General features: G+C 61.7%; 11 protein-coding genes. 9 read left to right on the forward strand and 2 right to left on the reverse strand.

Translation table 11 applies throughout. From position 1 onward, the window contains the following. The first annotated feature begins 90 nt into the window (after window positions 1–90). The 5 genes from J3P79_RS24835 to J3P79_RS24855 all read left to right on the forward strand — a co-directional run bounded on the left by J3P79_RS24835 (window position 91) and on the right by J3P79_RS24855 (window position 4,411). A complete protein-coding gene (locus J3P79_RS24835) occupies window positions 91–978 on the forward strand; it encodes a 3-keto-5-aminohexanoate cleavage protein (RefSeq protein WP_045157164.1) in 888 nt (295 codons plus the stop codon). A gap of 45 nt (window positions 979–1,023) precedes the next feature. Then, on the forward strand, window positions 1,024–1,989 hold the full coding sequence (locus tag J3P79_RS24840) for an L-carnitine dehydrogenase (RefSeq protein WP_434606402.1): 966 nt from the start codon (window positions 1,024–1,026) through the stop codon (window positions 1,987–1,989). Between the two features lie 175 nt (window positions 1,990–2,164). Further along, window positions 2,165–2,641 carry a thioesterase family protein gene (locus J3P79_RS24845; RefSeq protein WP_434606404.1) on the forward strand — a complete coding sequence of 159 codons (477 nt, stop codon included), beginning with the start codon at window positions 2,165–2,167 and terminating at the stop codon, window positions 2,639–2,641. A 15-nt stretch (window positions 2,642–2,656) separates the two neighbouring features. After that, on the forward strand, window positions 2,657–3,820 hold the full coding sequence (locus J3P79_RS24850; protein ID WP_434606406.1) for a gamma-butyrobetaine dioxygenase: 1,164 nt from the start codon (window positions 2,657–2,659) through the stop codon (window positions 3,818–3,820). Window positions 3,821–4,147: 327 nt separating this feature from the next. Then, window positions 4,148–4,411, forward strand: a complete 264-nt coding sequence (locus J3P79_RS24855) for a hypothetical protein (RefSeq protein ID WP_434606408.1) — start codon at window positions 4,148–4,150, stop codon at window positions 4,409–4,411. A 94-nt stretch (window positions 4,412–4,505) separates the two neighbouring features. On the opposite strand, the gene J3P79_RS24860 is transcribed toward J3P79_RS24855, so the two are convergent. After that, on the reverse strand, window positions 4,506–5,609 hold the full coding sequence (locus J3P79_RS24860) for a GlxA family transcriptional regulator (protein ID WP_434606410.1): 1,104 nt from the start codon (window positions 5,607–5,609) through the stop codon (window positions 4,506–4,508). Between the two features lie 441 nt (window positions 5,610–6,050). Beyond that, a complete protein-coding gene (locus J3P79_RS24865) occupies window positions 6,051–7,427 on the reverse strand; it encodes an L-serine ammonia-lyase (protein WP_434606412.1) in 1,377 nt (458 codons plus the stop codon). Window positions 7,428–7,859: 432 nt separating this feature from the next. Here J3P79_RS24865 and J3P79_RS24870 point away from each other — a divergent pair, with 432 nt between their 5' ends. From J3P79_RS24870 to betI, 4 genes are all read left to right on the forward strand, one after another. After that, a complete protein-coding gene (locus tag J3P79_RS24870) occupies window positions 7,860–8,807 on the forward strand; it encodes a choline ABC transporter substrate-binding protein (protein ID WP_434606414.1) in 948 nt (315 codons plus the stop codon). A 66-nt stretch (window positions 8,808–8,873) separates the two neighbouring features. Next, window positions 8,874–9,719, forward strand: a complete 846-nt coding sequence (gene choW, locus J3P79_RS24875) for a choline ABC transporter permease subunit (protein ID WP_420764960.1) — start codon at window positions 8,874–8,876, stop codon at window positions 9,717–9,719. Continuing rightward, complete coding sequence (gene choV / locus J3P79_RS24880) at window positions 9,716–10,894, forward strand: choline ABC transporter ATP-binding protein (RefSeq protein WP_434606416.1); 1,179 nt, start codon at window positions 9,716–9,718, stop codon at window positions 10,892–10,894. Before choW ends, choV begins: the two co-directional genes overlap by 4 nt. A 274-nt stretch (window positions 10,895–11,168) precedes the next feature. Beyond that, the gene (gene betI / locus J3P79_RS24885) at window positions 11,169–11,789 is read left to right on the forward strand and encodes a transcriptional regulator BetI (RefSeq protein ID WP_039590600.1); all 621 of its coding nucleotides are present in this window, start codon (window positions 11,169–11,171) and stop codon (window positions 11,787–11,789) included. Window positions 11,790–11,864: the final 75 nt, after the last annotated feature.

The raw sequence follows: 11,864 nt of genomic DNA on the forward strand, positions 1-11,864 counted from the left end.
GCAAGTTCTGGCGCCGAAGTTGAGTGCTCGAATTAGCCACACAGGCCACTAACTGCGCGGTGACTCACCACGCCTGAAGGAATCCGCACCATGAACCACGACGTCATCATCACCTGCGCACTCACCGGTGCTGGCGACACGACCGCCAAGAGCCCCCACGTGCCGGTCACCCCGAAACAGATCGCCGCCGCTGCCGTCGAGGCGGCGAAAGCCGGGGCCACGGTGGTCCATTGCCACGTGCGCGATCCGCAAACAGGCAAGTTCAGCCGCGACGTGGCGCTGTACCGCGAAGTGATGGAGCGCATCCGTGAGGCGGACGTCGACATCATCGTCAACCTCACCGCCGGCATGGGCGGCGACCTGGAGATCGGTGCAGGCGAACGGCCGATGGAGTTCGGTCCCAACACCGACCTGGTGGGCCCATTGACCCGCCTGGCCCACGTCGAAGAGCTGCTGCCGGAAATCTGCACCCTGGATTGCGGCACCCTGAACTTCGGCGACGGCGACACCATTTACGTCTCCACCCCTGCCCAGCTGCGGGCCGGCGCCAAGCGCATCACCGAGCTCGGTGTGAAGGCCGAGCTGGAGATCTTCGACACCGGCCACCTGTGGTTCGCCAAACAACTGATCAAGGAAGGCCTGCTGGACAACCCCCTGTTCCAACTCTGCCTCGGCATTCCATGGGGCGCCCCGGCCGACACCACCACCATGAAAGCCATGGTCGACAACCTGCCGGCAGACGCGGTGTGGGCCGGCTTCGGCATCGGTCGCATGCAAATGCCGATGGCGGCCCAGGCGGTGCTGCTGGGGGGCAATGTGCGGGTCGGGCTGGAAGACAACCTCTGGCTGGACAAAGGCGTACTCGCCACCAACGGCCAACTGGTGGAGCGCGCGGGCGAGATCCTCAGCCGCCTTGGGGCCCGGGTGCTTACGCCGGCGGAAGGTCGCAAGAAAATGGGCCTGGTCCAGCGCGGCTAGGCAGGACCAGGCCTTTCATTTACCAAATCTGTTCAGGAAATCACCATGCGCTTCATCACTGACATCAAGACATTCGCCGCCCTGGGCAGCGGCGTGATTGGCAGCGGCTGGGTCAGCCGCGCCCTGGCCCATGGCCTGGACGTGGTCGCCTGGGACCCGGCGCCCGGTGCCGAGGCAGCCTTGCGCAAACGCGTCGCCAACGCCTGGGGCGCCCTTGAAAAACAAGGCCTGGCCCCTGGCGCTTCGCAGGATCGGCTGCGCTTTGTCGCCACCATCGGAGAATGCGTGCGCGACGCCGACTTCATCCAGGAAAGCGCCCCCGAGCGCCTGGAACTCAAGCTCCAGCTGCACAGCCAGATCAGCGCCGCCGCCAAGCCGAACGCGTTGATCGGCTCGAGCACCTCGGGGCTGCTGCCGAGCGAATTCTATGAAAGCTCGACCCATCCGGAGCGCTGCGTGGTCGGGCACCCGTTCAACCCGGTCTACCTGTTGCCGCTGGTGGAGGTGGTCGGCGGCAAGAACACCGCACCCGAAGCCGTTCAAGCAGCGATGCAGGTCTACGAATCCCTCGGCATGCGACCGCTGCACGTGCGCAAGGAAGTGCCTGGTTTCATTGCGGACCGGCTCCTCGAAGCGCTCTGGCGCGAGGCGCTGCACCTGGTCAACGACGGTGTCGCCACCACCGGGGAAATCGACGATGCCATCCGTTTTGGCGCCGGTTTGCGCTGGTCGTTCATGGGCACGTTCCTGACCTACACCCTGGCCGGCGGCGATGCCGGGATGCGGCACTTCATGGCTCAGTTCGGCCCGGCGCTGCAACTGCCCTGGACCTACCTGCCGGCACCGGATCTGACCGAAAAACTGATCGACGACGTGGTGGACGGGACGAGCGAGCAATTGGGGCAGCACAGCATTTCGGCGTTGGAACGCTATCGTGATGATTGCCTGATGGCGGTGCTGGAGGCGGTGAAGACGACCAAGGCCAGGCACGGAATGTCTTTTAGCGAATAACACCATTCCTGTGGCGAGGGAGCTTGCTCCCGCTCGGCCGCGCAGCGGTCGCAAACCGGCGAATGTCATCTGACTGATTCACCGCATTCGCCGGTTTGGGACTGCTTCGCAGTCCAGCGGGAGCAAGCTCCCTCGCCACAATTGTGTACATCAGCGACGATCCGTGGAGTCCAACATGCCCACCCTCACCACCTACCAAACCCGAATACTCCCCGAATGGGTCGACTACAACGGCCACCTGCGCGATGCCTTCTATCTGCTGATCTTCAGCTACGCCACCGACGCGCTGATGGACCGCCTCGGCCTCGACAGCCAGAGCCGCGAAGCCAGCGGCCACTCGTTGTTCACCCTCGAACTGCACCTCAATTACTTGCATGAAGTGAAGCTCGGCGCCGAGGTCGAGGTGCATACGCACATCATCGGCCACGACGCCAAGCGCCTGCATCTCTATCACAGCCTGCACCTGGCGGGCGGCGACAAAGAGCTGGCCGGCAACGAACAGATGCTGCTGCACGTCGATCTGGCGGGACCACGTTCTGCACCGTTCACCGAACAGACCCTGGGCCAGCTCAAAGCCCTGCTCGACAGCCAGTCCGATCTGGCGACCCCGGCCTACATCGGCCGTGTCATCGCCCTGCCCCCCGCCCGCTAAGCCAAGGAGATCGCCATGCACATCGCCGCCGCAATTGCCGACTTCCGCAGCTATCCCCTGGTCCACGCGTTGACCGCCGTGGCACTGCTGGCCGACCGGGTTCATGTCACGTGGGCCGATGGCAGGATCAGTCCCTTTCATCACCAGTGGCTGCGTGACAATTGCCCATGCCCCCAGTGCGTCTATCGAGTTACCCGCGAGCAAGTCCTGGAAATCGTCGATGTGCCCGAAAATCTGGCCCCCGGTGAAGTCTGCGTCGACGATGAAGGTCGCCTGTGCGTGGCCTGGCAGGACGGCCACCAAAGCCAATTCGACCCGGGCTGGCTGCGCGCCCACGCCTATGATGAACAATCCAGGGCCGAGCGCCTGGCGAGCAAGCCGCAACGACGACTCTGGCAGCGCGACCTGCACCTGCCCGTGTTCGAATATCAGGCGCTGATGGAAGACGCCGACGCGCTGCTCCAGTGGTTGCTGGCGGTACGCGACATTGGCCTGACCCAAATCCGGGGCGTGCCCACCGAAGCCGGTGCGCTGAAACAGATCGCCCAGCGGATTTCCTTCATACGCGAGAGCAACTTCGGCGTGCTCTTCAATGTGCAATCCAAGGCCGATGCCGACAGCAACGCCTATACCGCTTTCAACCTGCCGCTGCACAGCGATTTGCCGACGCGGGAGTTACAGCCGGGGTTGCAGTTCCTGCATTGCCTGGTAAACGACGCCGAGGGTGGGGAAAGTATTTTCGTCGACGGCTTCGCCATTGCCCACGCCCTGCGCCAGGAAGACCCCGAGGCCTTCAACACGCTGTGCCAGATCCCGGTGGAGTTTCGCAACAAGGACCGCCACAGCGACTACCGGTGCCTGGCGCCGATCATTGCGTTGGACGCCCTTGGGCAAGTCTCTGAAATCCGCATGGCGAACTTCCTGCGCGGCCCCTTCGACACCTCGGTCGAGCAAATGCCCAGGCTCTACCGCGCCTACCGCCGCTTCATCGCGCTGACCCGAGATCCACGCTTTCGCCTGATACAGCGCCTCGAACCCGGCCAGCTCTGGTGCTTCGACAACCGCCGCACCCTCCACGCCCGCAATGCATTCGACCCGGCCACCGGGGCGCGGCATTTCCAGGGATGCTATGTGGATCGGGATGAATTGCTGTCGCGGATCCTGGTGTTGCAGCGCTAGACCGCGTCATCGTTCTTCGCGAGCCTGCTCGGCGAAGGCGACATGCCAGGCAACCGACTATTTTCGGATTCACACAGACAAAAAAATCCCCGATCAAGCCGTGACAGGATCGGGGCAGGAGCGTTACTGGAGGAGCTGTGGCGCGAGGGTGACCAAACCATCGTGATCCAGCTTGGGGCCAGTGTGCCCAGTCCAGGACCCGGCGAGTTAGCCGAAAACGACGCGTTCATAGTCATTCGTGACAGATCGACGATTCGCCCTTGCCGCCGCTTCGGGGGGCTACCAGAATCCAGGCACGACCCCAATCCCTGAACAAGGAAAAGCGTCATGATGTACGCCGATTTGATCGACCAGGAAGACCTGCTGGGCCATCTCAAGGCCCTGGGGTTGCAGATACCCAGCGGCGCGACGGCCGAGCAGGCCTGTGAGTGTGCGGTGCGTGGCTTGGACAGGGCTCGCGCCAATGACCTGCGGCGGATGGTCAAGGAAATGTATACCAGCAGCGCAACCATCCTCCCGGCCGTGCGCCAGGCGATCGACAAGCAACTGCTGCCAGCGCTGACGCAGTACCAGCAGAACCATAGCGCCTGAGAAAACCAATCGCGAGCAAGCTCGCTCCCACAGGATTCGTGAACGACACAAAACCTGTGGGAGCGAGCTTGCTCGCGATGAAGATGCTGAGGTCTTACAGCCTCACACTGGCAAACGTCGATTCATTGCGCGCCTGGCTCAACGCCGACAGCGGCCCGGACAATGGCGACAGCACCAGTGCCTGCGGCAGCGGCATCATCGCCACCTGTTGCGTGGTGTTGGAACCGACGCGTTCGTCGCGCGGTGGAATGCCGAAATACTCGCGGTAGCACTTGGAGAAGTGCGGCGTGGAGACGAAGCCGCACACCGAGGCCACCTCGATGATCGACATCGGCGTCTGCTTGAGCAGTTGCCGCGCACGAATCAGTCGCAGCTTGAGGTAATAGCGCGACGGCGAGCAATGCAGGTATTTCTGGAACAGGCGCTCCAACTGACGTCGGGACACGGCGACGTACACCGCCAGCTCGTCCAGGTCGATCGGCTCTTCGAGGTTGGCTTCCATCAGCGCGACGATTTCCTGCAGCTTCGGCTGGTTGGTGCCGAGCATGTGCTTGAGCGGCACGCGCTGGTGATCCTGCTCGTTACGGATACGCTCGTAGACGAACATCTCGGAGATCGCCGCCGACAGCTCGCGACCGTGGTCACGGCTGATCAGGTGCAGCATCATGTCCAGCGGCGCGGTGCCGCCGGAGCTGGTGAAGCGGTTACGGTCGAGGGTGAACAGGCGCGTGCTCATCGACACCCGCGGAAAGGCCTCCTGCATCGCCGCCAGGCATTCCCAATGCACGCTGCAATCGAAACCGTCGAGCAGGCCCGCGCACGCCAGGGCCCAGCTGCCGGTGCAGACCGCGCCAAGGCGACGGGACTGACGGGCCTGGCTTTGCAGCCATGAGACATGTTCGCGAGTCACGGTGCGCTGGATGGCGACGCCGCCACAGACAATGACGGTGTCGAGGGCCGGTGCCTTGTGCATGGAGGCGTCGGGAGTGATCTGCAAACCGTCGCTGGCCCAGACCTGGCCGCCATCGACGGTCAGGGTTGTCCAGCGATACAACTCGCGACCGGACAGCTGGTTGGCCATGCGCAGCGGTTCCACCGCGGACGCCAGGGAAATCAGCGTGAAATTGTCCAGCAGCAAAAAGCCGATGGATTGAGGCGCACGGTTCTGGGGTTGGGCCCCGGAGTTGGACGACGTCATCGCGGTATCTCCTCACACAAAGCGGGTGATGGCCTCAGGCGGAGGCTCTTGTTATTGCCCACTGTTCTCTTGCGTGAGACGGGGCTTTATTGGGGTAGAGCAAATGCCATGCCTAAATTTGAATGCGCGTTCAATAACTCCTGAAAACGACATGCCGGCCTGTCTATATGAGGGGCCTGTCGAGGCTGGGTTCTAATTGCCATCAAGGGCGGCAGGCGCCCGCCAGGGCGGGCTGTGAGCAGATCGGTAGCACTTGTGGTAACTGGGCTGCGCCGTTTGCGCGACGGTTGTCACCGCAAGCGCGGGGACGGACGGTAAGGCCGCGTACAAAGAGGTGACCGACAAGTCAGGTCTTATCTGTTTGCGACGCGCCAAAACGTGGCGCGTTTTTACAGCGGTGTGCATTTTACGAGCGGTTTTTGATCACCTGTGACAAGGGAATCAGCACTCCACCGCACTGACCGCCAAGCCGCCCCGCGATGTCTCTTTATATTTGTCGTGCATGTCGGCGCCGGTATCGCGCATGGTGCGGATCACACGGTCCAGGGAGATGAAATGCTGGCCGTCACCGCGCAAGGCCATCTGCGCGGCATTGATGGCTTTCACCGCGGCGATTGCGTTGCGCTCGATGCACGGTACCTGGACCAGGCCGCCCACCGGGTCGCAGGTCAGCCCGAGGTTGTGCTCCAGGCCGATTTCCGCTGCGTTGCACAGTTGCTCCGGCGTGGCACCGAGGATCTCCGCCAGGCCCGCCGCCGCCATCGCGCAGGCCGAGCCGACTTCGCCCTGGCAGCCCACTTCGGCACCGGAGATCGAAGCGTTCTTCTTGCACAGGATCCCCACCGCCGCGGCGCCGAGGAAATAATCCACGACGTTGGCGTCGGTCACCGCTTCGCTGAACTTCATGAAGTAGTGCAACACCGCCGGGATGATCCCCGCCGCACCGTTGGTCGGCGCCGTGACCATGCGCCCACCTGCGGCGTTCTCCTCGTTGACGGCCAGGGCAAACAGGTTGACCCACTCCATCGCGCTCAGGGTCGAGCCGATCACGTTCGGTTTGTTCAGTTCCTGCAGGCTGCGATGCAACTTCGCCGCACGCCGACGCACGTTCAGGCCGCCAGGCAGGATGCCTTCGTGCTTGAGGCCCTGTTCGACGCAGTCCTGCATCGCTCGCCAGAGTTTCATCAGGCCGCTGCGAATCTCTTCTTCCGAACGCCAGACCTTCTCGTTGGCCATCATCAATTCAGCCACCCGCAGGTTGTGCGTGCGACACAGCGTGAGCAGTTCTTCGGCGCTGGAAAAGTCATAAGGCAATTCGGTGGCGTCCAGATCCACAACGCCACTGGAGGCTTGGGCCTGGTCGACGACAAAACCACCACCGACGGAATAGTAGGTATCCCGATGCAATTCGCCGCTTTCACCTTCGGCCACCAGCGTCATCGCGTTGGGGTGGAACGGCAGGTTTTCGTCAATCAGGCGCATGTCGCGGTCCCAGACGAAAGGCACCGGCAGGCGGCCGTCGAGCAAGAGGGTCTGGGTTTCGCGCAGCAACTGGATGCGTGTACCGATCTGCGACGGGTCGATCGCGTCGGGCCACTCGCTCATCAAACCCATGATCACGGCGTTGTCGCTGCCGTGACCGATGCCAGTGGCCGACAACGAACCGAACAGTTGCACCTCGACCCGACGCACATCGTGCAGCAACGCCTTGGCCCTAAGCGCTTCGACAAACAGTGCCGCGGCACGCATGGGGCCCACGGTGTGGGAACTGGACGGGCCGATACCAATCTTGAACAAGTCGAATACGCTGATGGCCATTGCCTTGAATCTCCAGAACGGTCACTTCCGGGCGCAGGAGCGCCCGGTGGCGCAGCTGCTACGCTCAACGCCGGGATGGCCGCATCATCGGGCTTTTGCCTTCGGTTTCGACGTCTGACACCGACGCAATCATGCCCACCAACGCCGCGTCCTTGTCGCCCAGCTTTTGCGACGTTTTTTGCGTCTCAGAAGCCAATCGAGGGCCGAAAAAATCTGTAAACGACGTCACCGACACTGGATGCGACCCTCCCTGTACTGGATACGACGCACCCTGTAGGCGTCAGATTTGCACTGGTACATGATCGGTTACGGCTCGTTTGCAAGGCCGCGTGCCACGAAGAGTGACACGCGCCACCAACCGCAACTCAAGAAAAGCAAAAAAGCGCGGTTGTCCCGACCGGACACTGCCGATAAAACACCAGGAGTCCATCTATGAAAGGTTCCACGCCGTTGTTGTTGGCCGCCATGCTGAGTCTTCCCATGCTGGCCAACGCTGCAGAGCCCGAACAGTGCAGCACCGTCAACTTCTCCGATGTCGGCTGGACCGACATCACCGTGACCACCGCCACCACCAGCGTCGTACTCGACGCCCTCGGCTACAAGACCAAGACCACGATGATTTCCGTGCCGGTGACCTACAAGTCCCTGGCTGATGGCAAGAACATGGACGTGTTCCTCGGCAACTGGATGCCGACCATGGAAAACGACATCAAGGCCTATCGCGAAGCCGGCACCGTGGAAACCGTGCGCGCCAACCTCGAAAACGCCAAGTACACCCTGGCGGTTCCCGAAGAGCTCTACAACAAAGGCCTCAAGGATTTCGCCGACATCGCCAAGTTCAAGAAGGAACTGGACGGCAAGATCTACGGCATCGAGCCGGGCAACGACGGCAACCGCTTGATCCAGAGCATGATCGACAAAAATGCCTTCGGCCTGAAGGACGCTGGCTTCAAGGTCGTCGAGTCGAGCGAAGCCGGCATGCTTTCACAAGTCGATCGCGCCCAGCGTCGCAATACCGCCGTGGTGTTCCTGGGCTGGGAACCGCATCCGATGAACACCCGCTTCAAGATGAAATACCTCACCGGTGGCGATGAGTTCTTCGGCCCGAACTTCGGCCAGGCGACCATATACACCAACACCCGCAAGGGCTACGCCCAGGAATGCAGCAACGTCGGCCAACTGTTGAAAAACCTGGTCTTCACCCTGGACATGGAAAGCACGCTGATGGGCAACGTGCTGGACGACAAGATGAAACCTGACGCCGCCGCCAAGGCCTGGCTGAAGAAGAACCCACAGGTGCTCGATACCTGGCTGGCCGGCGTCACCACCATTGACGGTAAACCTGGCCTGGAGGCCGTGAAAGCCAAGCTCGCGCAGTAAAAAGCTTATGCCGGGCGGGTTCGCTCGCCCGGGCTGTTTATTCCTTGCATGCGGACGTTCACTACCATGCTTATTGATCAGAAAATACCCTTGGGCCAGTACATCGCGGGCTTTGTCGAATGGTTGACGCAAAACGGCGCCGACACCTTCGACGCAATCGCGATGTTCCTGGAAACGATGATTCACGGCGTGACGTTTGCGCTGACCTGGTTCAATCCACTGGTGCTTATCGGCCTCATCGCGCTACTGGCGCATTTCATCCAGCGCAAATGGGGCCTGACCGTTTTCGTCATCGCGTCCTTCTTGTTGATCCTCAACCTGGGTTACTGGCAAGAGACCATGGAAACCCTCGCCCAGGTGCTGTTCGCGACCCTGGTCTGTGTATTGATCGGCGTGCCGCTGGGCATTGTTGCCGCGCACAAGCCGATGTTCTACACCATGATGCGTCCGGTACTCGATCTGATGCAGACCGTACCGACCTTCGTCTACCTCATTCCTACCCTGACCCTTTTCGGTCTGGGTGTGGTCCCAGGCCTGATTTCCACGGTGGTGTTCGCGATCGCCGCGCCCATCCGCCTGACCTACCTGGGCATCCGCGACGTTCCGGACGAACTGATGGACGCCGGCAAAGCCTTCGGCTGTTCCCGTCGCCAGCTCCTGTCGCGCATCGAATTGCCCCACGCCATGCCAAGCATCGCCGCAGGAATCACCCAATGCATCATGCTGTCGCTGTCGATGGTGGTGATCGCGGCACTGGTCGGTGCCGACGGCCTGGGCAAACCCGTGGTCAACGCACTGAACACCGCTGATATCGCCCTGGGCTTCGAAGCCGGCCTGGCGATCGTATTGCTGGCGATCATGCTCGACCGAATCTGCAAGCAACCCGACGCCAAAGTAGGGGGTGACGCATGAGCATAATCCGCTTCGAAGAGGTCGACGTGATCTTTGCCAAGGATCCACGCGAAGCCCTCAAGCTGCTCGACAAGGGCATGACCCGCAACGAAATCCTGAAGAAGACCGGGCAAATCGTCGGCGTGGAAAAGGCCAGCCTCGACATCGAAAAAGGCGAGATCTGTGTGCTGATGGGCCTGTCCGGCTCCGGCAAATCCAGCCTGCTGCGCTGCATCAACGGCTTGAACACGGTGAGTCGCGGCAAATTGTTCGTCGAGCACGAAGGCCGGCAGATCGACATCGCCTCCTGCAGCCCTGCCGAACTGAAGATGATGCGCACCAAGCGCATCGCCATGGTGTTCCAGAAATTCGCCCTGATGCCTTGGCTGACGGTGCGCGAGAACATCAGCTTCGGCCTGGAAATGCAGGGCCGACCGGAGAAGGAACGCAAGAAGCTGGTGGACGAAAAACTCGAGCTGGTGGGCCTGACCCAGTGGCGCAACAAGAAACCCGACGAGCTGTCCGGCGGTATGCAACAACGCGTCGGCCTGGCCCGCGCCCTGGCGATGGACGCCGACATCCTGCTGATGGACGAACCGTTCTCGGCCCTCGACCCGCTGATCCGTCAAGGTCTGCAGGACGAGCTGCTGGAGCTGCAGCGCAAGCTGAGCAAGACCATCGTGTTCGTCAGCCACGACCTGGACGAGGCCCTGAAACTGGGCAGCCGCATCGCCATCATGAAAGACGGCCGGATCATCCAGTACAGCAAGCCGGAACAAATCGTGTTGAACCCGGCGGACGACTATGTGCGTACATTCGTCGCCCATACCAACCCGCTCAACGTGCTCTGCGGTCGGAGCCTGATGCGCACCCTGGACAACTGCAAGCGCATCAACGGTTCGGTGTGCCTGGACCCGGGCGGTGACTCCTGGCTCGACCTGGCCGAAGGCAACACCATCAAGGGCGCCCGGCAGAACGGCGCTGCGCTGGACCTGCAGAACTGGGCGCCAGGGCAATCCGTCGAAGGCCTGGGCCGTTTCCCGACTTTGGTCGACTCCAGCATCGGCATGCGCGACGCCTTGCAGATCCGCTACCAGACCGGCAACAAACTGGTGCTTCACGATAACCAGAAAGTCGTCGGGATCCTGGGTGACAGCGAGCTGTATCACGCGCTGCTCGGCAAGAACCTGGGCTGAGCCCTCGCAAACAAAAACGCCGCGAGATGATCGCGGCGTTTTTTTTGGCGGTTGTGAACTGCTGACCGGCATTCCCGCTATCAAGCGCATTTGGCCTGCATGCCAACCGACGAGTGTTATAAAGACATCCCCAAAGGTCCTCGCCCCGGCAACAGCGACGACTTGTCATAGAACTTGTTTTTTGTTGATTGAACGTTCAATCAAAACAAAATAGACTGGCTTTCGTTCCGGCAGACGACATTCGTGCGCCGGATGGCCTAAGGAGATGTGCTAGATGCCCAAGGTCGGTATGCAACCCATCCGCCGCCAGCAATTGATCGAAGCCACTTTGCAGGCCGTCGATCAGGTCGGAATGGGGGACGCCAGCATTGCGCTGATCGCCCGTTTGGCCGGTGTTTCGAACGGCATCATCAGTCACTACTTTCAGGACAAGAATGGCCTGATCGCGGCTACGGCCCAGTACCTGATGACTGTCCTGAGCGAGAACGTCACCGCGCGTCGTCAGGCGCTGACGGACTCAAGCCCGCGAGCTCACCTGAAGGTGATCATCGAAGGCAACTTCGACGCCAGCCAGGTCAACGGCCCGGCAATGAAAACCTGGCTGGCCTTCTGGGCCACCAGCATGCACCACCCGTCTTTGCACAGGTTGCAGCGGATCAACGATCACCGTCTGTATTCCAACCTGTGTTGCCAGTTCCGCCGCGTGTTGCCTGTCGACCAGGCGCGCAGTGCGGCTCGAGGCCTGGCCGCCCTGATTGACGGGTTGTGGCTGCGCGGCGCGCTGTCGGGAGACGCGTTCGATACCGCCCAGGCACACCAGATCGCTTACGAATACATGGATTTCCAACTGGCCAAGGCCGGGGCGCCAGAGCACACAGAACCGCTCGACGCCTGAACCGCCACCGCGGCGCGTAGTCAGCTATAAACGACACGCTCGGTGGTCAGCCAACCACTTATGCACTTGCGAGGA

Source organism: Pseudomonas sp. R1-7 (assembly GCF_051132105.1).
Classification (GTDB): Bacteria; Pseudomonadota; Gammaproteobacteria; order Pseudomonadales; family Pseudomonadaceae; genus Aquipseudomonas.

What these genes read in the sequence shown, in the direction of transcription:
- J3P79_RS24840 (WP_434606402.1), top strand. Translation starts at nt 1,024, where the DNA reads ATGCGCTTCATCACTGACATCAAGACATTCGCCGCCCTGGGCAGCGGC.
- J3P79_RS24870 (WP_434606414.1), top strand. Translation starts at nt 7,860, where the DNA reads ATGAAAGGTTCCACGCCGTTGTTGTTGGCCGCCATGCTGAGTCTTCCC.
- betI (WP_039590600.1), top strand. Translation starts at nt 11,169, where the DNA reads ATGCCCAAGGTCGGTATGCAACCCATCCGCCGCCAGCAATTGATCGAA.
- choV (WP_434606416.1), top strand. Translation starts at nt 9,716, where the DNA reads ATGAGCATAATCCGCTTCGAAGAGGTCGACGTGATCTTTGCCAAGGAT.
- J3P79_RS24860 (WP_434606410.1), bottom strand. Translation starts at nt 5,609, where the DNA reads ATGACGTCGTCCAACTCCGGGGCCCAACCCCAGAACCGTGCGCCTCAA.
- choW (WP_420764960.1), top strand. Translation starts at nt 8,874, where the DNA reads ATGCTTATTGATCAGAAAATACCCTTGGGCCAGTACATCGCGGGCTTT.
- J3P79_RS24865 (WP_434606412.1), bottom strand. Translation starts at nt 7,427, where the DNA reads ATGGCCATCAGCGTATTCGACTTGTTCAAGATTGGTATCGGCCCGTCC.
- J3P79_RS24835 (WP_045157164.1), top strand. Translation starts at nt 91, where the DNA reads ATGAACCACGACGTCATCATCACCTGCGCACTCACCGGTGCTGGCGAC.
- J3P79_RS24850 (WP_434606406.1), top strand. Translation starts at nt 2,657, where the DNA reads ATGCACATCGCCGCCGCAATTGCCGACTTCCGCAGCTATCCCCTGGTC.
- J3P79_RS24845 (WP_434606404.1), top strand. Translation starts at nt 2,165, where the DNA reads ATGCCCACCCTCACCACCTACCAAACCCGAATACTCCCCGAATGGGTC.
- J3P79_RS24855 (WP_434606408.1), top strand. Translation starts at nt 4,148, where the DNA reads ATGATGTACGCCGATTTGATCGACCAGGAAGACCTGCTGGGCCATCTC.